The sequence below is a fragment of the Amphritea atlantica genome (assembly GCF_018860855.1).
GTDB lineage: Bacteria > Pseudomonadota > Gammaproteobacteria > Pseudomonadales > Balneatricaceae > Amphritea > Amphritea atlantica_A.
In genome coordinates this window covers 73,038-97,754 of record NZ_JAHKQE010000022.1, presented here as the reverse complement: position 1 = coordinate 97,754, position 24,717 = coordinate 73,038, and the positions used below count along the sequence as shown (strand labels likewise).

General features: G+C 48.9%; 21 protein-coding genes. 13 read left to right on the top strand and 8 right to left on the bottom strand.

Annotation, left to right across the window (positions count from 1 at the left end; all coding sequences use genetic code 11):
- Window positions 1-549, bottom strand: a complete 549-nt coding sequence (locus KO512_RS09655) for a PilN domain-containing protein (RefSeq protein WP_215952139.1) — start codon at window positions 547-549, stop codon at window positions 1-3.
- 5 nt (window positions 550-554) lie between these two features.
- Entirely contained in the window at window positions 555-1,616 is a 1,062-nt protein-coding gene (gene pilM, locus KO512_RS09650; protein WP_215952138.1) for a type IV pilus assembly protein PilM, read from the bottom strand.
- 154 nt (window positions 1,617-1,770) lie between these two features.
- On the opposite strand from pilM, the gene KO512_RS09645 reads away from it, so the two are divergent.
- Entirely contained in the window at window positions 1,771-4,305 is a 2,535-nt protein-coding gene (locus KO512_RS09645; RefSeq protein WP_215952137.1) for a penicillin-binding protein 1A, read from the top strand.
- A gap of 70 nt (window positions 4,306-4,375) precedes the next feature.
- On the opposite strand, the gene KO512_RS09640 is transcribed toward KO512_RS09645, so the two are convergent.
- Entirely contained in the window at window positions 4,376-5,647 is a 1,272-nt protein-coding gene (locus KO512_RS09640; RefSeq protein ID WP_215952136.1) for a malic enzyme-like NAD(P)-binding protein, read from the bottom strand.
- Between the two features lie 280 nt (window positions 5,648-5,927).
- On the bottom strand, window positions 5,928-6,143 hold the full coding sequence (gene rpmE, locus KO512_RS09635; protein WP_126157207.1) for a 50S ribosomal protein L31: 216 nt from the start codon (window positions 6,141-6,143) through the stop codon (window positions 5,928-5,930).
- Window positions 6,144-6,371: 228 nt separating this feature from the next.
- On the opposite strand from rpmE, the gene KO512_RS09630 reads away from it, so the two are divergent.
- The 8 genes from KO512_RS09630 (at window position 6,372) to KO512_RS09595 (ending at window position 15,105) form a co-directional block, all read left to right on the top strand.
- Window positions 6,372-8,573, top strand: coding sequence for a primosomal protein N' (locus tag KO512_RS09630; RefSeq protein ID WP_215952135.1), 2,202 nt, complete (start codon window positions 6,372-6,374; stop codon window positions 8,571-8,573).
- A 177-nt stretch (window positions 8,574-8,750) separates the two neighbouring features.
- Complete coding sequence (gene argS / locus KO512_RS09625) at window positions 8,751-10,436, top strand: arginine--tRNA ligase (protein WP_215952134.1); 1,686 nt, start codon at window positions 8,751-8,753, stop codon at window positions 10,434-10,436.
- Window positions 10,437-10,448: 12 nt separating this feature from the next.
- Entirely contained in the window at window positions 10,449-11,147 is a 699-nt protein-coding gene (locus tag KO512_RS09620) for an SPOR domain-containing protein (RefSeq protein ID WP_215952133.1), read from the top strand.
- Window positions 11,148-11,248: 101 nt separating this feature from the next.
- Window positions 11,249-11,788, top strand: a complete 540-nt coding sequence (gene hslV / locus KO512_RS09615; RefSeq protein ID WP_215952132.1) for an ATP-dependent protease subunit HslV — start codon at window positions 11,249-11,251, stop codon at window positions 11,786-11,788.
- Window positions 11,789-11,805: 17 nt separating this feature from the next.
- On the top strand, window positions 11,806-13,137 hold the full coding sequence (gene hslU, locus KO512_RS09610) for an ATP-dependent protease ATPase subunit HslU (RefSeq protein WP_215952131.1): 1,332 nt from the start codon (window positions 11,806-11,808) through the stop codon (window positions 13,135-13,137).
- Window positions 13,138-13,185: 48 nt separating this feature from the next.
- The gene (locus KO512_RS09605) at window positions 13,186-13,563 is read left to right on the top strand and encodes a gamma-butyrobetaine hydroxylase-like domain-containing protein (protein ID WP_215952130.1); all 378 of its coding nucleotides are present in this window, start codon (window positions 13,186-13,188) and stop codon (window positions 13,561-13,563) included.
- A 151-nt stretch (window positions 13,564-13,714) separates the two neighbouring features.
- On the top strand, window positions 13,715-14,476 hold the full coding sequence (gene ubiE / locus KO512_RS09600) for a bifunctional demethylmenaquinone methyltransferase/2-methoxy-6-polyprenyl-1,4-benzoquinol methylase UbiE (RefSeq protein WP_215952129.1): 762 nt from the start codon (window positions 13,715-13,717) through the stop codon (window positions 14,474-14,476).
- Window positions 14,477-14,481: 5 nt separating this feature from the next.
- Complete coding sequence (locus tag KO512_RS09595) at window positions 14,482-15,105, top strand: ubiquinone biosynthesis accessory factor UbiJ (RefSeq protein ID WP_215952128.1); 624 nt, start codon at window positions 14,482-14,484, stop codon at window positions 15,103-15,105.
- A gap of 15 nt (window positions 15,106-15,120) precedes the next feature.
- Here the strand turns inward: KO512_RS09595 and KO512_RS09590 are convergent, their stop codons facing one another.
- From KO512_RS09590 to KO512_RS09580, 3 genes are all read right to left on the bottom strand, one after another.
- Complete coding sequence (locus tag KO512_RS09590; protein WP_215952127.1) at window positions 15,121-15,534, bottom strand: CopD family protein; 414 nt, start codon at window positions 15,532-15,534, stop codon at window positions 15,121-15,123.
- Window positions 15,535-15,610: 76 nt separating this feature from the next.
- Window positions 15,611-16,273, bottom strand: a complete 663-nt coding sequence (locus KO512_RS09585) for a fumarylacetoacetate hydrolase family protein (protein WP_215952126.1) — start codon at window positions 16,271-16,273, stop codon at window positions 15,611-15,613.
- Window positions 16,274-16,362: 89 nt separating this feature from the next.
- Window positions 16,363-17,559 carry an MFS transporter gene (locus KO512_RS09580; protein WP_215952125.1) on the bottom strand — a complete coding sequence of 399 codons (1,197 nt, stop codon included), beginning with the start codon at window positions 17,557-17,559 and terminating at the stop codon, window positions 16,363-16,365.
- Window positions 17,560-17,689: 130 nt separating this feature from the next.
- On the opposite strand from KO512_RS09580, the gene KO512_RS09575 reads away from it, so the two are divergent.
- The 3 genes from KO512_RS09575 (at window position 17,690) to serA (ending at window position 20,363) form a co-directional block, all read left to right on the top strand.
- The gene (locus tag KO512_RS09575; RefSeq protein ID WP_215952124.1) at window positions 17,690-18,574 is read left to right on the top strand and encodes a LysR family transcriptional regulator; all 885 of its coding nucleotides are present in this window, start codon (window positions 17,690-17,692) and stop codon (window positions 18,572-18,574) included.
- 52 nt (window positions 18,575-18,626) lie between these two features.
- A complete protein-coding gene (locus KO512_RS09570) occupies window positions 18,627-18,908 on the top strand; it encodes a pyrimidine/purine nucleoside phosphorylase (protein ID WP_215952123.1) in 282 nt (93 codons plus the stop codon).
- A 222-nt stretch (window positions 18,909-19,130) separates the two neighbouring features.
- On the top strand, window positions 19,131-20,363 hold the full coding sequence (serA, locus tag KO512_RS09565; RefSeq protein WP_215952122.1) for a phosphoglycerate dehydrogenase: 1,233 nt from the start codon (window positions 19,131-19,133) through the stop codon (window positions 20,361-20,363).
- Window positions 20,364-20,411: 48 nt separating this feature from the next.
- Here serA and KO512_RS09560 read toward each other — a convergent pair whose 3' ends face one another.
- Window positions 20,412-21,371, bottom strand: a complete 960-nt coding sequence (locus KO512_RS09560; RefSeq protein ID WP_215952121.1) for an alpha/beta hydrolase — start codon at window positions 21,369-21,371, stop codon at window positions 20,412-20,414.
- 142 nt (window positions 21,372-21,513) lie between these two features.
- Here KO512_RS09560 and KO512_RS09555 point away from each other — a divergent pair, with 142 nt between their 5' ends.
- Complete coding sequence (locus KO512_RS09555; RefSeq protein ID WP_215952120.1) at window positions 21,514-24,699, top strand: mechanosensitive ion channel domain-containing protein; 3,186 nt, start codon at window positions 21,514-21,516, stop codon at window positions 24,697-24,699.
- Window positions 24,700-24,717: the final 18 nt, after the last annotated feature.

Here is a 24,717-nt window from a genome sequence, read left to right as displayed (position 1 = left end):
TCAGTTCACCTCTTCCAGCGAGGGCTTCAACACAGGAACACTCAGATTGAATTTTTTCATGCCGTCAGCATTAGCAACCGTGGAAAGATTAGGCTCGCCAAACCAGATACTGGCATAAATATGCCGCATAAGGTTCGACACATCATCACTTTTCTCAGCCAAACCTGCCAGACTAATCGTATCACCACTACGCTTCAACGACTGGTAGTACACCCCATCAGGCAACACTTTAACCATTTCATCAAAGCTACGCACAATCAGAGGACGCGTTCCCTGCAACTCTTGGATTGCATTCAAACGATCGATCAAACGGGTTCGCTGTGTTTTTAACGCTTTAATATCGGCCAACTGTTTATCTAACTGACCAATTTCTTGGCGTAAAAAGTTATTCCGCGCTTTCTGCCTATCGGTTTGCATATCAATATAAAAACCGATAAGAAACACCACAACAGCGGCTAAAAATGCAGCAGCGACCAGATTCACAACAAACTGCTTTTGCCTTTCAGCAGCTAGTTCTTCGCGCCAGGCCCTTAAATTAATCTTTGCCATAGTCGCTACCCTTCAAAACTTCGTAACGCAAGGCCGCATGCTTTTACCAGGGTAGGAGCATCCTGATTGAGCCGACCTGCATTTATTTTTGAAGCCAAATCCATTCCTGCAAATGGATTAGCAACCTCAACCTCAACTCCAATTTCGCTCTGCATCTGCTCTGCCAAACCTTCAATAGCAGCGGTGCCTCCCAGTAGATAGAGCTTATTCAACTCATTATGCGGACCGGAAGAATAGAAAAACTGCAGCGAACGGGAAACTTGTTGCGTCACGGTACTACGGAACGGCAACACAACATTTTGTTTCAATTCATCCGATAGCTCTCCAGCTCGCAGCAAGTGTTCCACTTCGCCGGCTTCCAGCCCAGATTGCTGGTGAATCAAATTACTCAGATCGTTGCCACCAAACGCTTGCTCTCGGTCATAAACGATCTTGCCGTTTTTAAACACATTAAGTGTCAGTGTCGATGCACCAATATCAACAAGCCCAACCAAACGATCCTCTTGATCGCCTTGGTTTTCTAATAGTGACACCACTCGCTCGGTGGCAAAACGGTCGACATCAACCACTTCACATTTCAAACCACTGCTATTGATCGCATCTTCACGTATTTCGACATCATCACGACGGCATGCAACCAAGAGAATATCATTAAGCTCTGGACTATCTTCTGCCGGCCCTAGCACTTCAAAGTCCAAGGCAATTTCATTTAAAGGGTAGGGAATAAAACGATCAGCTTCGAGTTTGACCTGTTCTTCAAGTTCAAAATCAGTAAAAGCATTACTCAACTGAATCGTTTTGGTAATGACCGCAGAGGAGGGAACCGCAGCAACACAGGTTGAAAGACCTCCGCCACAAATTTTTATACCTGCTTCAATGGCTTCAGCCACCTGAGCGGCGTCTTGAATACTACTCTCAATAACGGCTGATGCCGGCAAAGGCACAATAGCATAGGAGTCGAGACGTAGCCCCTTACCTCGCCTAGAAAGTGCCACCATTTTTATTGAAGAGGAGCCGATATCTATGCCGACCCATCCTTTTTCCTGTTTGCTAAGAAAGCTAAGCACAGTAAATTATCCTTAAAAAATCCCGCATAAACCGACCTACACTGACTCTAGCGCGGTTTCATTCAAAATTAAACCACTGTTTTGCTAGTGGACAACACTTTCTTACAGATATAATAACTCGGCAACAAAAACATTAACTTTAAATAGCTTATACATGAAATTATTGACATTGTTACTTAAGCTCGGCCTAAAACTCACCATCCTGGGCGCTTTTATTGGCTGCCTAGCCTTGGCCGCGGCGTATTATTACTACGCTCCAAAGCTTCCGGATGTCGAAACGCTTCGTGACGTTCAGTTGCAAACGCCATTAAGAATATACTCTGAAGATAACAAACTAATTTCAGAGTTTGGCGAAAAACGTCGCTGGCCTATCAGCTATAAGCAGATCCCTCAAAATTACATCAATGCCCTGCTTGCGGCGGAAGACCGTAACTTTTTCAACCACATGGGCATCGACATCAAAGGCCTTTTCCGTGCGGTCTATCAATTAGCCAGCAGTGGCCGCATTCAAAGTGGCGGCAGCACCATCACGATGCAGGTAGCGAAAAACTACTTCCTCACCAGAGAACGCTCTTTTGTCCGTAAATTCAATGAGATACTACTCTCTTTACGGATTGAACAAGAGCTAACCAAAGAGGAAATTTTCGAGCTTTACGTCAACAAAATTTACCTTGGCCACCGCTCTTACGGCATTCAAGCAGCCGCCAACATCTACTATGGCAAAAACATTGATGAACTTAGTCTAGCTCAAGTCGCCATGATTGCTGGCCTGCCTAAAGCGCCCTCAGCATACAATCCAATCACCAACCCAAGTCGGGCGATCGAGCGACGCAACTGGATTCTTAAGCGAATGCATAGCCTCAGCTTTATCAATGATGAAGAATATAACACGGCTAAAAATGAACCAGTGACGGCAGAATATCATGGTACACAGATTGAACTGTATGCCCCTTTTGTTGCAGAAATGGTTCGCAATGAGCTATATCAATACTTTGACGAGAGTTTATACACCAACGGATTTCGCGTTTACACCACACTCAATAGCGAAATGCAGGCCGCTGCTAACCTAGCAGTTGAGAACGGTTTATTAGCCTATACCGAAAGGCACGGCTATTTCGGCGCTGAGAAAACGGCCGCCGTTGAACAACTCACCGACGCAAATATAATCGCCGCCCTGAACAAGCAGCGCACCTTCGGCTCTTTACAGCCAGCCATCGTCATCAGCACTGACCAACAGCAGGCGGAAGTATTCATCAAAGACCATGGCCACGCGACGCTTACATGGGATGGCATGCAATGGGCTCGAGAATACAAAGGCCCAAACCGTTTAGGGAGAAAACCTAAACTCGCCGCCGATATTCTCACCACAGGCGACCTAATCAGAGTCCGCGCCGACAACGAGAGCAACTGGCACTTAACGCAGATCCCCCGAGTAGAGGGCGCCTTTGCTGCATTATCCCCAAAAAACGGCGCGCTACGTGCTTTGGTTGGCGGCTTCAACTTCAACCACAACAAGTTTAACCGGGCGACGCAAGCGAAACGCCAGCCAGGCTCCAACATTAAACCGTTCATCTACGCATCAGCACTGGAACAGGGTTACACCCCCGCCACGCTCATTAATGATGCTCCGGTGGTACTCCATGACGGCAACCTAGAATCAAATTGGAGACCACAAAACTACAGTAAGAAGTTTTATGGTCCCACCCGCCTGAGGGAAGCGCTATATAAATCCAGAAACCTAGTTTCTATTCGCATACTGAGATCCATTGGCATCGATACCGCCATTGAATTTTTAACTCGTTTTGGCTTTGACAAAGACCGCCTACCCAACAACCTTTCACTGTCCCTAGGCACCGCAGACATCACCCCTCTAGAGCTGGTCACCGGTTACGCAGGCCTAGCCAATCAGGGCTTCAAAGTTACTCCTTACTTTATTGACAGAATTGAAGATACCGAAGGTAATATTCTTTATCAGGCACAACCCACAACGGTCTGCGCTGACTGCACCTACATCGCGGATAACTCAGCAATTCCTGCAGATTTCAGCCTAATCCCGCAAAAACCTGCCACGATCATCGATGCGGCCCAAAACAACGACACGCCCACTGATACAGAAGCAGACACACTAGACAGCAATCAGATACAGACAGCCGTGTCATCAACACCGCTCACTGGACAACAAATCACCAACCTACCCGTTGCTACACGCATCATGAAACCACAAACGGCTTACATGATTTATAACATCATGCAGGACGTGATTACCCGCGGTACTGGCCGACGCGCAAGAGTTCTTGAGCGCTCTGACCTCGCGGGCAAAACAGGTACAACCAATGACCAGAAAGACGCTTGGTTCTCGGGCTTTAACAAAGATGTGGTAGCTACTGCCTGGGTTGGTTTTGATCAACCAACCACCCTTGGCCGCAGCGAATTCGGTGGCACTGCCGCACTTCCTATCTGGATAGACTTTATGCAAACAGCGCTAGAAGGGGTTCCAGACTTACCCATTCCTAAGCCGAACGGCCTCGTGAGTATCAGAATCGATCCCAAAACAAGCCTGCTTGCCTACCCAGGACAAGAGAATGCTATTTTTGAAATATTCCCAGCAGCAAGCGTTCCCACCGAAACGGCCAGAAACCCGTTACTGCCTAGTACAGAAGGGACTACTCGGACAGAAGATATCTTCTGAGATGCATTAGACACTTTCCTGCAGATACAAAAAAACCGGCCTTAGCCGGTTTTTTTATGACCACCATCGATTAACGATTAAGCAGTGCATCAACAGTTGTAAGTGGGTAATGCGCAGGCAACGGCAGACGAGCAACACCGGAGTCGATCGCAGCCTGTGCAACCGCTTCAGAGACAACACCTAACAGACGAGTATCAGTCGGCTTAGGAATGATGTACTGAGGGCCAAATTCTAGAGAATCCAATTCGTAGGCATCCAGCACGTCTTGTGGCACAGGCTCTTTTGTCAGACCAGCAAGAGCAAGCACGGCTGCAGCTTTCATCTCTTCGTTAATCGCGGAAGCACGAACATCCAGCGCGCCACGGAAGATGAACGGGAAGCCTAGCACGTTATTAACTTGGTTAGGATAATCGGAACGACCTGTCGCCATGATCACATCATCACGAACAGAGTGAGCCAGTTCAGGTGTGATTTCCGGATCAGGGTTAGCACAGGCAAAGACAACCGGAGTTGGCGCCATCTTAGCTAACTGCTCACCGCTTAACAGGTTAGGCCCAGACAGACCGACAAATACATCAGCACCGTCAATCGCATCATCCAGCGTACGCTTATCTGTTTCAGATGCGAAAGCCGCTTTTTGCGGTGTCAGGTTTTCACGACCCGAGTGAATTACACCGGTACGGTCGATCATGTAGATGTTTTCGACCTTAGCACCCATGTTAACGAGCAGCGTCATGCAAGCATTCGCAGCAGCACCGGCACCTAGGCAAACAATTTGTGCTTCTTCCAGCTTCTTACCAGCGATTTCCAGTGCATTGATCATACCGGCAGCTGTTACGATAGCAGTACCGTGCTGATCATCATGGAAAACAGGAATGCTGCAACGTTCGATCAACGCACGTTCAACTTCAAAACATTCTGGCGCTTTAATATCTTCCAAGTTGATACCACCAAAGGTATCAGCAATGCGCGCAACCGTATCAATCAACGCCTGAGGGCTCTCAGAATCGACTTCAATGTCAACAGAATCGATTCCAGCAAAACGCTTGAACAACAGCGATTTACCTTCCATAACCGGCTTGGATGCCAGAGGTCCCAGATCGCCAAGGCCCAGAATTGCAGTACCGTTAGTAATAACAGCTACCAGATTACCTTTAGCTGTATAGCGGTATGCGTTATCAGGGTTCTCTGCAATAGCGCGCACAGGCTCAGCAACACCAGGGCTGTAAGCCAGGGCTAGATCACGGGCAGACTCGGCCGGTGTAGTCAGTTCTACACTGATCTTACCTGGGCGAGGGAACTCGTGATAATCGAGTGCAGCTTGTTTCATATCTTCAGACATGGTCGCGGTTCCAACTTATGTTATAGAAATTCGGACTTGGGATCATATAGAAAAGATCTCTGTCTCTCAACTGACAAAATAGCTCATATCCCTGAATATTTATCGATATTCAGTGTATTTACTACTACTTTTGCGGGAGTAAACAGAAATTATAGAAGCCCTAGACGACTTAATCAGGGGATATAACCAGTTATTCTTTAGATTAGTAAAAATCAGCCTAAATTGATCAGGAACAAAAAAGGCATCCCAAAGGATGCCTTTTTTAATTACAAAGTAGGTCTTACTTCTTAAGGCCACGTCCGCCGAAACGCTTGTTAAAGCGATCAACACGACCACCGGTAGTCGCATCTTTCTGCTTACCGGTATAGAAAGGGTGGCATTGGCTACAAACATCGATGTTAATGTCTTTACCAACCGTTGAACGTGTTTTAACAACGTTACCACAAGAACAGGTAGCATTGATCTCTACGTATTCTGGATGAATATCTTTTTTCATTGGAACCTCAGTTGTTTTGTATGCCGCCACCTGATCTTTTGCCAGGCACCGCATGCAGGCTTCGACTTCGATACGGAAGTTAAGCCTTATAGGATTAAGGGCGAGCATTATACATACAGCCTTCTAGCCCAGCAAGCATTTACCTTCAGTTAACAAATACACAGGTTAACAGCGAAAACAAAAAGACATACACTGTGCCATTCTCCTCTGATACGAGCCGTCCTTTTTATGCCTTACCTGCGACTAGCCATACCCTCACCACTGCGTCGGCTATTCGACTATCTGCCGCCACAGGACTGTGAAACGGCTGCACTGCAGCCCGGCGTACGGGTCAAGGTTCCCTTTGGTCGCCGAGAAGTCACCGGCGTGCTTATCGAGATCAGTGAGACCACCGAGGTTCCGCTCAATAAACTAAAGCCCGCCATCGCCATTCTCGATGAAGCGCCACCGATGCCCGAGACTATATTAAAACTAGCACGTTGGGCCGGTAACTATTATCAACACCCTCTGGGTGATGCCTTAAGTCAGGCACTGCCAGTATTGCTACGTAAAGGCGAGCCCTGTGAATATACTCACCAACACCTATGGCGCGCCACTGCCGATGCCGATATATCTCAGCTAGGCAAAACAGCTGCACGCCAACGGGAGCTGCTATTACTATTAATGGAGCACCCCAATGGCATCAGCGAGGGCGCCATTCGCACAGAAGGCGGCCAAACCGGCCTATTAAAAAAACTGCTGGATAAATGCCTAGCCGAATCCTTTATCCACAAACCGAACCATACCGAGCATAATGATCAGCCGCTGCATGAAGCCCCGCTGACGCTCAATGCAGAACAGCAGCAGGCGGTCCAGCAGATTACCGCCACCGAAGGCTTTAAAACCTATCTATTACAGGGTGTAACGGGTTCTGGCAAAACCGAAGTGTACCTACAGGCGATCGAACACTATATCCGCCAAGGCAAACAGGCGTTGATTCTAGTGCCCGAAATTGGCCTAACACCACAAACCGTTGCCCGCTTTAAGGCGCGCTTTAACCTGCCCGTCGTGGTGTTACATTCAAATCTAACTGACAACCAACGGCTCGATGTTTGGCTGCAGGCGCGGGAAGGTGTCGCCCGCATTATCATCGGCACTCGCTCAGCGATTTTTACACCGCTGCGTAACCCCGGCGTTATCTTTATTGATGAAGAGCATGACACCTCCTTTAAACAGCAGGAGGGGTTTCGTTACAACGCCCGAGATCTCGCCGTCATGCGCGGCCATTTCGAGCAGATTCCGGTAGTGTTAGGCACTGCAACACCAGCCATCGAAAGCCTCTACAACGCCAAACAGGGGCGTTATCAGTGGTTAAAACTGAATAAACGCGCCGGTGATGCACTACCCCCAAAATTTGAACTCTTGGATATTCGCCAACTTCCGCTACAAGACGGCCTATCTCAGCCGCTTATCCAGCAGATTAAAGCTCATCTACAACAGGGGACTCAGGTGTTGATCTTCCTGAATCGCCGCGGCTTCGCCCCCACCCTGATGTGTCATGACTGCGGTTGGCTAGCCGACTGCCGCCGCTGCGATGCGCATATGACGTTGCACCGTAAACCGTTCCATCTACACTGCCACCACTGTGACAGTCAACGTCCAGTTCCTACGGTTTGTGACAACTGCGGCAGCACCGATCTTAAACCGGTCGGGGCCGGCACCGAGCGTACCGAAGAGTTATTACAAACACTGTTTCCCGACTATCCTGTCATTCGGGTTGATCGAGACACCACTCAGCGTAAAAATGCGATGCAACACATCATGGACCGAGTGCATCAGGGTCATCCCTGCATCCTGATCGGTACTCAGATGCTTGCCAAAGGCCACCATTTTCCGAAAGTCACCCTAGTGGCTATTCTGAATGCCGACAGCGGCTTATTCAGTGCCGATTTTCGGGGCATGGAGCGCACTGCCCAACTTATTCTACAAGTCGCAGGCCGCGCCGGACGAGCCGATCATCCCGGCAAAGTCGTGATGCAGACACACCATGCCGACCACCCCATTATTATGAGTTTAGTCACCGAAGGCTATCAGGCCTTTGCCGAACAGGAACTCAGTCAACGGGTGTCAGCCCAGTTGCCACCCTCGATCTATTGCGCCATGTTCCGCGCCGAAGCCAACCACCAGGGTCAGGCAGAGCGCTTTCTCGGCAGGCTGCGCCAGTTATTAGCGGACGACATCCTCCAACCCCAAGGTATTCAGTGGCTTGGCCCGCTTCCCTCACCGATGGAGAAGCGCGCCGGCCAATATCGTGCTCAGCTAGTGTTACAAAGCCACGACCGCAAAGCGCTGCACCAACAACTGCACAATATTATTTGCCAAGTTGATAGTGATCCAGAGGCACGCAAAGTGCGCTGGTCGATCGATGTGGACCCGGTGGATATGTTTTAGCCACAAATAAACCCGCCGGGGGTTAACAAAAGGCAGCTGAAAAGGGATAATACGCGGTCTTTTTTACAGACAACTGCGCAGTTCGGGCTTAATAAGCCCTGAGTCGGTTTTTAATACGACCTTTTCAAGCTGCGCCTTTGCATCTGACTCCAGAATATAACCCGGTATCTTTTGAGCATGAAACAACACATTGCGGACCTGATTAGTACTGCCCTGACCTCGCTGATTGAAGATGGCACACTGCCAGCCGACACTCAGCCTAAAATCATGGTGGAAAACACCCGCGACAAGTCTCACGGAGATTTCGCCTCAAACATTGCGCTCACACTGGCTAAAGCAGCCCGAAGCAATCCTCGCGAACTATCCCAAAAGATATGTGCAGCACTGCCTGACTCTGAGAATGTGGAAAAAACAGAGATCGCCGGCCCCGGTTTTATTAATTTCTTTGTCAGTGACGCCTCCACCGGCAACCTGATCAAAACCATTCTGCAACAAAACAGCCACTACGGCCGCAATAACGATGGCGCGGGTAAAAAAGTGCAGATTGAGTTTGTTTCTGCCAATCCAACTGGGCCGCTGCATATCGGTCATGGACGTGGAGCAGCCGTCGGCGACTGCCTGAGCCGCCTAATGGAAGCCACAGGCTGGGATGTTACCCGCGAATTTTATTACAACGATGCTGGCCAGCAGATCAACAACCTCGCTCTTTCTGTGCAAGCACGCTGCAAAGGCCTGACGCCGGAAGATCCTAGCTGGCCTGAAAATGGTTACCGCGGTGATTACATTACCGAGCTAGCCGACAGTTTTATGCGCGGCGATACCGTCGAATCGGCCGATCAAAGTTTCACCGGCACAAAAGATGCGAATGACCTCGAAGGCATTCGTCACTTTGCCGTCGCTTACCTGCGCCACGAACAGGATCTCGATCTGAAAGCCTTTGGCGTCGATTTCGATGTCTACTTCTTAGAGTCTTCTCTATATAACGAAGGCAAAGTAGAAGAAACCGTACAAACCCTGATCAAAAATGGCTTCACCTATGAAGAAGGCGGCGCTCTTTGGTTGCGCACCACCGACTTTGGCGATGATAAAGATCGCGTGATGCGTAAAACCGATGGCGGTTACACCTACTTTGTACCCGATGTCGCTTACCATATGAACAAATGGCAACGGGGTTTCGACACTGTCATCAACGAACAGGGCGCGGATCACCACAGCACCATCACCCGTGTTCGTGCAGGCTTACAAGCACTTAATGCCGGCATTCCAAAAGGCTGGCCCGATTATGTATTGCACCAGATGGCGACCGTTATGCGCGGTGGCGAAGAGGTGAAAATATCTAAACGGGCGGGTAGCTATCTGACGCTGCGCGACCTGATTGAAGAGGTTGGCCGCGATGCAACCCGCTTCTTTCTTGCAGCCCGTAAGTCCGATAGCCATCTAAACTTTGATATCGATCTGGCCCGTTCTGAATCCGCCGACAACCCGGTCTATTACATTCAGTACGCCCACGCCCGCGTCTGCTCAATCTTCCGTAAACTGGCAGAGAACAAACAGCAATGGGATGAAGCCACTGGCCTGCAAGCATTGGATCGACTGGAACTGGAATCAGAAAAACGTCTAGCGATCAAACTCGGTCGTTATCCTGAAGTGATTAAGCGCGCAGCGGACATCCGCGAACCTCACCTAGTCGCCACCTATCTTTATGAGTTGGCCAGCGATTTCCACACCTATTACAACTCTGAGAAGACCCTCGTTGACGATGCCGATCTACGTAACGCACGTCTAACACTGGCGGTGGCAATTCGCCATGTATTGGCCAACGGCCTCGACCTACTCGGCGTTACCGCGCCGGATAAGATGTAAGAAGGCAGACTTATGGCGCGCAAAGACTTCGCAAAAAAACGTAACAGTGGTTCGGCAGCTAGCCGAACCACTCGCAGTAATGCTAAAAGTAAGAGCGCGCCCGTCAAAAAACCGTTCCCCTTGGTGCGAACCGTTATCAGCCTCGCCTTTCTTGTCGGCTTTGTTTATGTGCTGTGGCAATTAACCTCAGTTAAACCTGACAGCAGTGCAGCCACACCAACCAACGCCTCAGCTAAACCAGCCTCGCAACCATCGAGCACTGTCACAAAACCGATCGCCAAAACCACAAAACCAAAACCTGCGGCTCAAGCTAAAACAAATAGCAAAACCAGCAATCAAAACACAGCGACACCCACGACTCCTGTTGAGGAACAATCGGAGCGGTTCGGTTTCTATGAAATCCTACCCGATAGCGAAGTGGATACGGCAAATGTAAAACCGTATAAATCGACGCCTAAGAGCGCTAAATCTAAGCATACCTATGTACTGCAAGCCGGCTCGTTCCAAAGCAGTAAAGATGCCGATCAACTACGCGCCCGCTTGATCCTTGAAGGCCTACCGAGCGTCCGAACAAAGCGCGTCACCAACAGCAATGGCAGCATCTGGTATCAAGTGCTTGCAGGGCCATTCGAAAACCGCTCTATGTTAAGTAAGGCAGAAGACCGGTTAGTAAGAATGAATATTCAGCCGCTCGTCCGGCAAATCGACTAAATCCTTTTATCATCGACTGTTGATAACCTTGAAATAACGGTCCGCGCTCCCATATCTATACTCATTGCAAATTGAGTACACCTATTCGGGAAAACGCACCCATGACCACAATTGTTTCTGTACGTCGCGACGACCAGGTCGTTGTTGGCGGTGACGGCCAAGTATCCCTCGGCAACACCGTAATGAAAGGCACCGCCCGCAAAGTCCGCCGACTAGCAAAACACGATGTAATTACCGGTTTTGCTGGTAGCACCGCTGACGCCATCACCCTGCTGGACCTGTTTGAACAGCAACTGGAAAAACATCAGGGCAATATATTCAATGCAGTGGTCAGCTTAGCGCGGGAATGGCGTGGTGACCGAGTGTTACGCAAACTCGAAGCTCTGATGCTCGTAGCCAACAAAGATAAAACCTACCTTATTTCAGGCAGTGGCGACATTATCGAACCGGAAGACGGCGTCATCGCCATTGGCTCCGGCGGCAACTACGCCTTGGCCGCTGCCCGTGCCCTCGTCGCTAATACAGACCTGAATGCTAGAGACATTGTCGAAAAAAGCCTCCAGATCGCTTCCGAGATCTGCGTATTCACCAATGCCAATTTAACGATTGAGCAGCTGCAATCCACCGCAGCCCAAGCCTGAACAGAGAGAACTGACTGATGTCCAATATGACACCCCGTGAAATTGTTTCCGAACTGGATCGACACATTGTCGGTCAGTCTGACGCCAAACGCTCAGTCGCTATCGCACTGCGTAACCGCTGGCGTCGAATGCAGCTTGATCCTGAGCTGCGCGCCGAAGTCTCACCCAAAAACATTCTGATGATCGGCCCTACCGGTGTCGGTAAAACCGAAATCGCTCGCCGTTTAGCAAAACTAGCCAATGCGCCTTTTATTAAGGTTGAAGCGACCAAGTTTACCGAAGTCGGCTATGTTGGCCGTGATGTTGAAACCATCATCCGTGATCTGATCGATATGGCGATCAAAATGCTGCGTGAGCAGGAGATGGATAAGGTCAAGTTCCGTGCCGAAGATTCCGCCGAAGAGCGAATTCTCGATGCACTATTGCCACCCGCTCGCCCAACCGGTTTTGATGAACAACCCGAGCAGAAACCCGATAGCGCCACCCGTCAGTTGCTGCGCAAACAGCTACGGGAAGGCAAGCTTGATGATAAAGAGATCGATATCGACCTAAGCCAAGCGCCGGTTGGCGTCGAAATCATGGCGCCTCCAGGCATGGAAGAGATGACCAGTCAGCTGCAAAGCATGTTCTCCAACATGGGGAACAACAAAACCAAGAGCAAACGCATTAAGGTTAAAGATGCGCTAAAACAGGTGATCGACGAAGAAGCCGCCAAAATGGTTAACGATGACGACCTGAAACAGATGGCAATCGACGCCGTTGAGCAAAACGGTATCGTCTTCCTCGATGAGATTGATAAGGTCTGTAAACGCGAAGGCACCGGTGCCGATGTTTCCCGCGAAGGCGTACAACGGGATCTATTACCGCTAATCGAAGGCAGCAACGTCACCACCAAATATGGCACTATCAAAACAGACCATATCCTGTTTATTGCGTCTGGCGCCTTCCACCTGTCTAAACCTTCCGACCTTATCCCCGAACTACAGGGTCGACTGCCTATTCGAGTGGAACTGCAAGCACTCACACCAGAGGACTTCCGTCGCATTCTGACCGAGCCTAATGCGTCGCTCACGGAGCAATATCGCGCGCTGCTGGCCACCGAAGGTGTAACAGTGGAATATACGCAGGACGGTATCGACCGGATCGCCGAACTGGCTTATCAGGTCAATGAGAAAACCGAAAACATTGGCGCACGTCGTCTGCACACCATGATGGAGCGGTTATTGGAAGAGATCTCTTTTACCGCCTCTGACAACGCCGGCACAACGATTAACGTCAACCGTGAATTTGTTGACCAGTATCTCGCCGAACTGAGTCAGGACGAAGACCTGAGTCACTATATTCTATAATCCACCCCAAGGTAACGGAGCACCGTGCTCCGTTACCGGAGTCTATTCATGAGTGCACCACTGCCTAAAGACATCAAGTTACACGCGAAATCAAAAACCCTTGAATTGATCTACAGTGATCAGGAACAATTTGAGCTGAGTGCTGAATACCTACGAGTGCATTCCCCCTCTGCCGAGGTGCGTGGTCACGGGGTCGGTAACGGCACTCTGCAGACAGGCAAACAGCTGGTCGGCATTAAAGGGGTCGAAGCTGTCGGCAACTATGCCCTGAAAATCATCTTTGATGATGGCCATGATAGCGGTCTGTATACTTGGGAATACCTCTACGACCTGTGCCAACATTATGATACCTATTGGGATCGCTACCTTGCTAATCTTGCTGAAGCAGGAAAAACGCGGCACGGCAATATGATTGCCAGAGGATAAATCGTGCCATCAAGCCAAAATCAACCGATAAGACAGGGTCGATCAGCCGCTTTTTGTTAAGCTAAGTCAGTTGATGATGCAAGAGTAAAGACAATTGCCTGCTGCAAAGGTAGAATGCGGCAACGCGAATTATGCAGATTACAGGTTTCCCATGACTGACCAGAAAGAATCTCAGGACAAAACCCACTTCGGCTTCGAACAGGTTAAAGTCGACGAAAAACAGGACAAGGTTGCTGACGTTTTTCACTCTGTCGCCAGCAAATACGACATCATGAACGATCTGATGTCAGGCGGGATTCACCGAATCTGGAAGCGTCTGACAATAGAGCAAAGTGGTGTGCGTCGTGGTCACAAAGTACTGGATATTGCCGGTGGCACAGGCGACCTCACTATGCGTTTCTCTCGTCTCGTTGGCGCTGAAGGGCAGGTTGTTCTCGCCGACATCAACGACTCCATGTTGAAAGTGGGTCGTGATCGACTGATGGATCGCGGCATCACCGGTAACGTTGAGTTTGTCCAAGCCAATGCTGAAGCACTGCCGTTCCCCGACAACACCTTTGATTGCATCACTATTGCGTTTGGTCTGCGCAATGTGACCTTCAAAGAAAAAGCGCTGGCCTCAATGGCGCGGGTGCTAAAGCCCGGTGGTAAAGTGATGGTGCTGGAGTTTTCCAAAACCAACAACCCTCTGCTCACCAAAGCTTATGATATCTATTCATTCAACCTGCTGCCTAAAATTGGCAAGCTGATCGCAGGTGATGAAGAAAGTTACCGCTACCTAGCTGAATCAATCCGCATGCACCCTGACCAAGAAACGCTTAAAGGGATGATGGAAGAAGCGGGCCTGACGCAGTGTAAATACCAGAATATGACCGGCGGCATTGTCGCCCTGCATACAGGTATCAAACCGTAATTGTTATGACTATTGATACGATCAACGCGACACTGTTAACGCTAGCGGAGGCAGCCATCAACCGGCTGCTATTGCTCAATCCTGAGACCGTTGATCAGCTCGGCCAACTGAATGGCCGTGTGATTGCTATTCAGCTCACCGCACCCGCCATAGCTCTATCATTACAGCCAAGTTCTGCAGGCATCCAAATCGATATGATCGAACGGGATGACGCCGACGTCACGCTTACGGGCAGTGCCGCAGATTTCTTACGCTTGCTGAATGCCGCTGATAGTAGTGACGCGATGTTTGGTAAAACCATTCACCTGAGTGGTGATAATGCGCTGGCCAACCGCTTCAGCCAAATCCTGATCGATGCGGCGCTGGACTGGGAAGGTATTCTAGCGCAGATACTAGGCGACCTGCCGGCCCATGAACTCGCTCGTTATCTGAAGTGGAAAGCAGGGTTCTACCTGAATACCGGTAGCAGCCTGATGCGTAATTTTGAGGAATACTTGAAAGAAGAGCTACGGTTATTGCCTAGCCGCGCCGAAATTAATCACTTCACCACGGCGACCGATAGCCTGCGCCAAGAAACCGATCGAGCAGCCGCTCGAATCGAACGGCTACGGCAAAAAATAGAAGGCTAACAAATAGCGCTCGGTTCAGAACGGTTTAACCACGACAAAGACCAAAATAGGTATAAAGATCAGCAGTGGCACCTCATTAAAAAACCGAAAATAGCGACCGGTATTATCCAACGTACCCGCCCGTACCTTCTTAAGATAAGCAAGACACCAGAAGTGATAGCCGATCAGTAAGCCTACAAACAGCAGCTTCGCGTGTAACCAGCCACCGGAAATACCATAACCTAACCAAAGCCACAGGCCGAACCCCAACGTAAACAGTGCCATGATCGACATAAAGCCGAACAGCTTACCGGCCATAATGGCTAACCGTGCAACATCCTGCCCCGCTTCACGTCCCTCGACATAATGCACAAAAATGCGGGGCAGATAGAAAATACCCGCCATCCAGCTAGTCATTGCCAGAATATGGAACACTTTGACCCATAGCATCTGTTAGATTCCTCTTATGTCAGTGCTTATTAGAAAGCATCGATAAGGGCTTATTCAGCCCTATTTAGGTCGTTATTCAGATTGCCTGAGTTTCAATGCGTAGCCGCTCACCCAGCTCAACCAGTAACTTATCCCCAGGGTTAACTTCGCCAACACCGGCGGGTGTCCCTGTGAGCACTACATCACCCGGTAACAGCGTAAAGTAATGGCTCATATAGGCAATCAGTGGATAAACCTTATTCAGCATATGACTGCTATTACCATTCTGTCGCAACTCGCCATTAACCGTTAAACGAATCTGCTGATCCTGAAGATCCCCCACCGCCGATAGCTCAAGAAAAGCAGACAGCGGGCATGAACCATCAAAACCTTTGGACTTTTCCCAAGGGTGGCGTTGTTCTTTCAACTTACTTTGCACATCCCGCAATGTTAGGTCGAGCCCAAGCCCAACACCGGCAACCGCCGCTTCAATCTCATCATGGGTTGCATTTTTTAGTGGCTGGCCGATCAATATCGCCATTTCGGTCTCAAAATGCACCGATCCAAAATCCACCGGCACGGTAAAGGGCTCGGCCATCGGCACGACCGCCGTTGAGGGTTTGATAAACAACATCGGTGTTGTTGGGATCGGATTATTCAACTCAGCCGCATGATCGGCGTAATTACGCCCAACACATACGACTTTGCCTACCGGCAGATCGGCTTCAACGCCATCTACATACTGATGCTTATACTGCATAATCACTGCCTCATCCCCTTAGGATATCTATCAATAAATTCGGCACCGCCGTCAAAAAAGCCATATCGAAGCACTCAGAACCGAGTGTTTCAATGGGCTTTGATCATACCTCTGGCACTCAGTGAGCTCAATGCTAAGGTTAGCGATAAGGTCACCGACAAGATAATAATCGAGCCAAGCACCACGCCTTCCCAACCGAGCCATCGCCAGAAGGGGTCCAAATAAAATCCGCCACTACTGGCCCCCAGATAATAAAACACCAGATACAGCGATGAAGCACTGGCGCGAGCAGACGTCGCTTGTCGGCTTACCCAACTGCTCGCACTGGAATGGGCAAAAAAGAAACCAAAGCTGTTAATAAAAAAGCCGAGAATAATCAACAGTAAGTTACTACTCAGGGTCAACAAACTGCCCACCATCAAAATCACAATCCCAGCTTTAATACAGTTTAACTGACCAACCCGCAGCGCCACTCGGCCAGATAGCGTTGAACCGACGGTACCGGTCAAATAGGTCAAAAATAACAATCCAATCCACACAGGACTGAGGTGATAGGGCGCATCAGATAGCACAAAAGTGATATAGCTATATTGATTTATAAAGATAAAAAAATTCAGCCCTCCAATCAGATAAACCAGTAATAGTAATGGATTCGTCAAATGCCCCTTCAGCTGCGAAAGCATGGTCGGTAGATGTAAGGGTTGAGGAGAAAATTGCTTAGAGGCGGGCAACAGCCACCAAAACAGCAACCAGCAGATAACACTGACGACCCCCATTACCAAAAACAGGTCAGCCCAGCCAAGCCACTCACCGATAAAACCACCGATCAAGCGTCCAGAAATGCCGCCAATAGAGTTACCACTGATATACAAACCCACCGCTAATAGCAGTGCTTTACGTGAATATTCATCCCCCATATAGGCAATCGCAATCGCTGGCAGCCCACCGAGGAAAAGTCCTTGTAAGCCGCGCAGCACCACCAATGAGGTAAAACTATCAGCTTGCGATAACAGCAAGGTACAGACACAGGCACCCGCCATGCTTAGCAACATTAATGAACGTCGTCCTAATGCATCCGACAATGGCCCATAAAACAACAGCGACAACCCTAACGTCAAAGTCGTGATGGTGAATGACCAGCCGACTTCTAGCGTAGTGAGTGCAAACTCCTGCTGCAACTCAGGCAAAATAGGTTGCGTCACATAAACATTGGAAAAAATCATAAACGAGCCAATGCATAAAGCGATTGTCGCCCGCCAGAACTGTTTACTACCTGATTCGATCATGTCAGTGCTCGCAAAAAAAGATAGCGTCAGCTTAGCAGCCTCTCTAAAATCACAGAAATATATAAAAATGATAATATTGATAAACTATTGTGATAGTTTAACGTTCAATCGCTATTGTTGAGATAACCCTGTGGATATTCGTGCGCTGCGCTGCTTTCAAATGGTTGCTCGGGAAGCAAACTTCACCCGTGCAGCTGAAAAACTACACCTCGCCCAACCGGCGGTTAGCATGTCGATTAAACGACTGGAAGAACAACTGAGCCTGAAACTCTTCCACCGCACTGAACGGCGTATTACCCTCACAGATGAAGGGGAGCGGCTGTTATTACATGCCGATAAAATACTCCAAGCCGTTACCGATGCCGAACTCGAAATGCAGGAACTCACAGGTTTATCTCGAGGACAGGTTCGGATTGGCATTCCCAGTATGCTCGGCTCTTACTATCTACCGGAACTGCTGATGGGTTTTCGTCACAGCTACCCTGATATTCAACTTTCGGTAGTTGAAGGTGGTACCACCCATATCCGCAGACTGATTGAGCAGGGTGAACTAGATATTGGCATCGTGGTTGATGATGGTAAACCGGATGAGTTGGATAAAACCCACTTACTGCAGGAAGAAATTCTCGTGTGCGTCAGTCCAGACCACCCGCTAGCCCAACAGTCCAGTGTCAGCTACACCGACTTTCTCAATGAAGAACTAGTGCTATTCAAAGAGGGCTTTTTTCATCGCCAAGTCACCGAACAGTTAGCAAAACGTTACCATATACCGCCAAAAATAGCCTTTGAGACCAACCTGATACCGCTCATCCAGTCCGTTGTCCGTCATGGGTTTGCGATCTCCGCCCTGCTCCGCCCCGCCATCGACGATGCTCGCGATTTAGTAGGTCTTCCCTTTGAGCAACCGATACTCTTTGATCTCAGCATCGCTTGGCGTAAGCAGAGCTACCTATCCAAAGCCAATCAAGCCTTTGTTGATTACCTACTTAAGCATTCAACTACCTCAAATAGATGACAATATCGCCAAAGAAATCTACTATAGCGCTCCCATTTATAGGAGTAATAACATGCTGACCGTGAACGAATACTTTGATGGTGCGGTAAAATCTATCGGCTTTGAAAATACGGAAGGCAAAGTCACTTCCGGTGTAATGGCTGTAGGCGAATATGAATTTGGCACCTCAGAAAACGAACTGATGAAAGTGATTAGTGGCGAGCTCGTCGTAAAGCTGCCTAACAGCGATGAGTGGCAGTCTTTCCCAAGCGGCACTGAGTTCCGTGTAGCAGCTAATCAGACGTTCCAACTAAAAGTGGCACAACCGACCGCTTACCTCTGCCTCTATAGCTAATTTCGCCTGAATTAGACGAAAAAACATGAATCCGAATCACTATTTTTTCTGCTAAGTGATTTAGGTTCATGTTTGGCTGAATAAAAATTCACCATACACCCGCCCTCACCCTCACCCTTTTGCGATAACACTGTGTTAACATAGCGCCCCTTTTCTTTTATCGGCTAATCCGAGGATACCTGCCACACACAGGATCATCCCACTTAAAAAGAGATCCATATCATGAGTCCAAAAACCTCTCTGGAAAAAAGCAAGATCAAGATTCTGCTGCTGGAGGGCGTGCACCAGTCAGCATTGGATACCCTGAATGCGCACGGCTACACTAATATCGAATACCTAACTGGCTCCCTGCCAGAAAATGAACTGATCGAACGCGTAAAAGATGTTCATTTTATCGGTATCCGCTCTCGCACCCAATTGACCGACAAAGTATTCGATGCGGCTAAAAAACTGGTCGCGGTCGGTTGTTTCTGTATCGGTACCAACCAGGTTAACCTAACCGCAGCAACCATGCGCGGCGTGGCAGTGTTTAACGCACCTTTCTCTAACACCCGTTCAGTTGCTGAGCTGGTGATCGCCGAAGCCATTATCCTACTGCGCGGCGTTGCTGAAAAGAACGCTAAAGCACACCGTGGTGAATGGCAGAAATCAGCCAAGAACTCCTACGAGATTCGCGGTAAAAAGCTGGGTATCATTGGTTACGGCAGCATCGGTTCTCAATTGAGCGTTATCGCTGAATCCATGGGGATGCATGTTTATTTCTACGATATCATCACCAAACTGCCCCTGGGTAATGCCACTCAACTAGGCACGATGAAAGAGCTGTTAGCGACCTGTGATATTGTCACCCTACACGTGCCAGAAACACCATCAACCAAAGATATGATGGGCGCAGCACAGTTTGCAGAGATGAAACAGGATTCAATCTTCATCAATGCGGCGCGCGGCACCGTTGTTGTGATCGACGATCTTTGCACTGCACTGGCGGAAAAACGCCTGTTAGGTGCGGCGGTTGATGTATTCCCCGTTGAGCCTCGCTCGAATGAAGATGAGTTTATCTCTCCTCTGCGCGAATTCGACAATGTTATCCTCACCCCTCATGTGGGCGGATCAACCTTGGAAGCTCAGGAAAACATCGGTTATGAAGTGTCGGAAAAACTGATCAAATACAGTGATAACGGCTCTTCTATCTCTTCAGTTAACTTCCCTGAAGTGGCACTGCCAGAGTATCCAAACGTTCACCGTTTGTTGCATGTTCATGAAAATATTCCCGGCGTCATGAGCGCGATTAACAACGTATTTTCTGAAAACGATCTCAACATTAGCGGCCAGTACCTACAAACCAACGAAAAAGTTGGCTACGTGGTTATCGACGTCAATGCTGAGACCTCTAAGGTCGCGCTGAGCAAATTGAAGCAGGTTAAAGGCACCATTCGCTGCCGTCGCCTATTTTGATTAAGAAGCTTGATAAGTACTGACTAAAAGGCAGCTTCGGCTGCCTTTTTATTGTATTTTTTTAGGGTTTAACCGCTGCTTTATCAGATTAAACACCTGCAATCGGATTGACGCCTCTTCATTGACCAGATGGTGCCGTGCTTGCTGTAACAACTTGATCTCCAATCCCGGATAAAGCCGCCCAATCACCCCGAGATTATGCCGCCACTCGACGGTTTCATCCTCAACCCCCTGAATACACAGAGGCTGAGTCGTCAAGCTACCTGCCTGTTCGATCTCGTTAATCCAATGCAACATAGCCCCAACCCAGCCTACCGGAATACGCCGATGCTGCAGAGGATCTCCTTTGCGCACAAATTTGAGAAACGCAGGATCTCCCGAACTGATACCGTAGCTACGCGGGATAGAACGCTTAAAAAATCGCAACCAACGATACTGCCTAACAATATGCTCCCAACCGCAGGGACGTACTAACGGCGCTAATAATATCTGAGCTTGAATCGGCCAATCATCGTGACCAAATTTTAACTGCTGCTGCATCAAAATAGACGCACCCGTACTCTGACCTAACAATGCCCAAGGCCCTTTAAGACGTTCTTTGCGGCTATTAAGCAACTCCGTCAACTGCTGGGCATAGGTGGTAAAACTATCAATAAACAGCGGTCGCCCTTGGGACAAGCCGTGTCCAGGCAGATCATAGATCAGCACATCCCAACCGATCTCTAATAGATAGGCAATCAGGTGACGATACAACCCTGCATGATCAAAATAGCCATGAACCACGACCACCGTTCCACGACTATCATCACGGCAACAGTAATGCTGCACAAATAACGTGCAGCCCAACACCGTTTGACGGCTAGCAAATAACTTATGCCCTGCATGAATAATCGAATTTAACCGATAACAGTTAAGATACTCTTCCAGTAGTTCACTACTATTAACCCCCTCTTCTTGATTATAGAAGGGTAATTTGCTGCGTAAGTCGTTAGCATCCAACATCTGCATAATACGTTTCCTTAAACTGAGCCAGTGGCCCAGCGCATAAAAAAGCGCTGCTAACCTATAATCTAGGCCATACTCAAAACTTATTCCTTGTGCAAAGACAATTGCTGTATATAGTAAACTTCACCATCTGAAGGCATGACCTATGCGACTGCTCATACTTTTTTTCCTACTATTCAGCCTTAAAGGGTTCGCTGAAACCCCTGATTTCGATGCAGAGTTAAGCCGTCTTCAGGCTCAGTTGCAACAGTATGACGGCAACCCAGACGCTCCCCAGAAAAACATCTATCAGCAGGCTATCCAACAACTACAGGATGTTATCGCCCTAGAACAACAAGCCCAGAGTCTACGCGCCGAAATTGAGGCACAGCCAAAACAACTCGAACAGGCTCGTCAATCAACACCCTCGAATTTAACGCTGCCTGATACGCTGCCAGAAGATGATCTCCAACTCTTATTAGTAAAAACAAAAGCTCGACTGCTCGACTTGGAAAAAGATCAAGATGATCTACAGCAGATCATTCGCGATAGTGACCGCTTACTACTTAGCAAGCGAACCCAAAAGGCAGCCTTGCAACAACAATTAAACAATGTTGTTACAACCCCTGAGACAGCGGCCACCAGCGATCTACAGCAACTGCGGGCACAGATACGCGACTATCAACAGATGGCACTTGAGTTAACCCTCGAAGTGACCGAGCTGGAGATCCTCGTGCTACCTGGGCGAACAGAACTCGCCCGCCTTAAGCTCATAAACCTACAAACAGAGATTCAGTATTACAATAGCTGGATCAATAACGCAGAGAAACACCTGCAGCAGAAAAACCGTGCCGCCGCTGAAAAAACACTCAGTCAAGTAGCCACATCGGACTCCGACAGCAACCCCGTATTACAGCAAGCGATCACCCGTAATAGTGAAATTGCGGATATCATCCGACAGGAGTTAGCAGAAGCCGAGCAAACCGCTCAACGACGTAAACAACTAGAACAACAACTACAGATTATCCGGCAAACCTATCAGGCGATTCAATCTCAGCTTGAACTAGGTATAGGCTATACCGGTTCAGAGATTCGCAAACACATCCAACAACTGCCCAAGCCTCTAAAATCAGAAAACACTAAAAACCGCCTCAAAGAGCTGCGTTTGAGTCAGCTAACCCTTAGTCAGCCCATACTCCAACAAGCCGATCTCGAGACTTTATCGCCCACACAGCAAAACAAACTCCAACAACTCAGCCAAAGCCTCGCCGAGCTTATTTCGGAGCAACGCTCACTCCAGCAGAAGCTCATCAGTGAGTTGTCACAGTTACTGCTGATTCAAGATCAATTCAACGCCCAACTCATCAACAACCGCGCCCTGTTTAATAAACATCTCCTCTGGTTGCCCAGCATCGACCCTATCTCTCTTCAGTGGCCCGGACAGATCGCACAGGGTTTTATCGCATTGGTTGATGAGCTCCCCCTATTGCTGCGCCCCTATCTTAGCCAATTAAGCAGTAAAATAGGCTGGCCTTTAGGCTCGCTGATAATCACGCTACCACTGGCACTCTTCTGTCGTCGCTATCTAAATCAGCGTCAGTCGCTGTGGTGTAAACAGATTGGCAATGTCACTGAGGATCATATTCGACATACGCTGCGCCCCTTACTGTATGGCCCCTTAGTGGCCCTACCCATCCCTCTCTTCCTATACATCCTCGGACGCCAATTTGGCGGCGCTACCTCAATTAGCAACCTGCTCTACATTATTGCGTTCATTAGCTGGCTTTACATGACCTTCATGCGTTGGTTGCAACAACCCTACGGCTTACTACAGGGACAATTTGGTCTATCGGAGAACATCACTGGCGCACTCAGGAAGCGGCTACGGGGACTGTTCTGGATCAATGCCCCATTGATTGCCCTGCTGTTTATACTCGACGCCAGTAGCCATGAACTGATTATTGCCGGCCCAACACGGTTAATCCTACTCGGTACCATCCTGAGCTTTACCCTCTTCTGGATCAGTTTGTGGCGCGCTATCCCTCAGTACAACCAAGAGCAATTCCGGTTATGGAGTAATACGGGGCTTTGGATAGGTGTGATCACCACCTTTAATATCGCGATGGCAGGCTTGATTCTATGGGGTTATATACTTTCTGCAGGCATCCTGACTGGGCTGATGTTCCTGCTGGTGTGTATCGCTATTCTCTCCTATCTGATCTTTAATCTTGGCCGTCGCTGGCTCTTGATAGAGGAACGTAAACTCTCCTTTAGACGCACCCTAGCACGCAGAGCTGAGATGCTATCCTCCCGAGATGAGCCAACCGATTCACCACCGGTGCAAGAAAACTTTATTGATATTCAAACCATCTCAGAGCAGGGCCACATGCTGCTCAAAACAGCGACCGTACTGATCTTTATCACCTTGTCATGGCTTACCCTCGGCTGGACTCTACCGGCGCTCGATGTACTAGATTCCGTCACCCTATGGTCAACCGGCAGCGGTGATAATGAAGTTCTCAGCTTTATCACCCTAAAACAAATTATTTTTGCCCTGGCGGTGCTCTACATCACGTTTGTCGCGGCCCGTAACCTACCGGGGTTGTTTGAATTATTAGTACTAAACTACCTACCACTGGCCCCCGGCACCGGCTTTGCCATCTCCACCCTGCTGAAATATACGCTGTATATTATCGGTCTCATCAGCTTTCTGAACTTCCTTGGGTTAGAATGGGGCAAACTGCAGTGGCTCGTCGCGGCAATGGGGGTAGGCCTTGGTTTTGGCCTACAGGAGATCGTGGCAAACTTTGTTTCAGGCCTCATTATTCTGTTTGAAAAGCCGATCCGTATTGGTGATACCATCACCATCGGTGGGGTCACCGGTAATGTCAGTCGCATTCATATCCGTGCGACCACCATTACCGATTGGGATCGCAAAGAAGTCATTATTCCAAACAAAACCTTTATCACCGACCAACTCATCAACTGGTCACTAACAGACCCCATCACCCGTATTATTGTGCCGGTAGGCGTTGCTTACGGCTCCGATACTGGGCTGGTAACCGAACTATTGTTGAAAGCAGCTGCGGTTAACAAGAATGTACTGTCAGAACCCGCGCCACTGGCTTACTTTCTCGCCTTCGGAAATAGCACTCTGGATTTCGAACTACGAGCCTATATTAGCTCGATGGATAAACGTAATCAGGCCACCCATGATCTGCATCGAACCATTGATCAACTGTTCAGTGAACACGGGATTGAAATAGCCTTCCCACAACTGGATCTTCACCTAAGAAGTAATGACACCGACAAGGGTAACGATAAAAATAGCGGCAACGGTGCGCCAAAATAAGTTAATATCGGCTATATA

Coding starts and splice junctions, on each gene's coding strand:
- ubiE (WP_215952129.1), top strand. CDS start 13,715: ATGACTGACCAGAAAGAATCTCAGGACAAAACCCACTTCGGCTTCGAA.
- KO512_RS09620 (WP_215952133.1), top strand. CDS start 10,449: ATGGCGCGCAAAGACTTCGCAAAAAAACGTAACAGTGGTTCGGCAGCT.
- KO512_RS09655 (WP_215952139.1), bottom strand. CDS start 549: ATGGCAAAGATTAATTTAAGGGCCTGGCGCGAAGAACTAGCTGCTGAA.
- KO512_RS09640 (WP_215952136.1), bottom strand. CDS start 5,647: ATGTCTGAAGATATGAAACAAGCTGCACTCGATTATCACGAGTTCCCT.
- serA (WP_215952122.1), top strand. CDS start 19,131: ATGAGTCCAAAAACCTCTCTGGAAAAAAGCAAGATCAAGATTCTGCTG.
- KO512_RS09645 (WP_215952137.1), top strand. CDS start 1,771: ATGAAATTATTGACATTGTTACTTAAGCTCGGCCTAAAACTCACCATC.
- argS (WP_215952134.1), top strand. CDS start 8,751: ATGAAACAACACATTGCGGACCTGATTAGTACTGCCCTGACCTCGCTG.
- KO512_RS09590 (WP_215952127.1), bottom strand. CDS start 15,534: ATGCTATGGGTCAAAGTGTTCCATATTCTGGCAATGACTAGCTGGATG.
- KO512_RS09605 (WP_215952130.1), top strand. CDS start 13,186: ATGAGTGCACCACTGCCTAAAGACATCAAGTTACACGCGAAATCAAAA.
- KO512_RS09630 (WP_215952135.1), top strand. CDS start 6,372: ATGCCTTACCTGCGACTAGCCATACCCTCACCACTGCGTCGGCTATTC.
- KO512_RS09560 (WP_215952121.1), bottom strand. CDS start 21,371: ATGCAGATGTTGGATGCTAACGACTTACGCAGCAAATTACCCTTCTAT.
- hslU (WP_215952131.1), top strand. CDS start 11,806: ATGTCCAATATGACACCCCGTGAAATTGTTTCCGAACTGGATCGACAC.
- rpmE (WP_126157207.1), bottom strand. CDS start 6,143: ATGAAAAAAGATATTCATCCAGAATACGTAGAGATCAATGCTACCTGT.
- KO512_RS09585 (WP_215952126.1), bottom strand. CDS start 16,273: ATGCAGTATAAGCATCAGTATGTAGATGGCGTTGAAGCCGATCTGCCG.
- hslV (WP_215952132.1), top strand. CDS start 11,249: ATGACCACAATTGTTTCTGTACGTCGCGACGACCAGGTCGTTGTTGGC.
- KO512_RS09570 (WP_215952123.1), top strand. CDS start 18,627: ATGCTGACCGTGAACGAATACTTTGATGGTGCGGTAAAATCTATCGGC.
- KO512_RS09595 (WP_215952128.1), top strand. CDS start 14,482: ATGACTATTGATACGATCAACGCGACACTGTTAACGCTAGCGGAGGCA.
- KO512_RS09555 (WP_215952120.1), top strand. CDS start 21,514: ATGCGACTGCTCATACTTTTTTTCCTACTATTCAGCCTTAAAGGGTTC.
- KO512_RS09580 (WP_215952125.1), bottom strand. CDS start 17,559: ATGATCGAATCAGGTAGTAAACAGTTCTGGCGGGCGACAATCGCTTTA.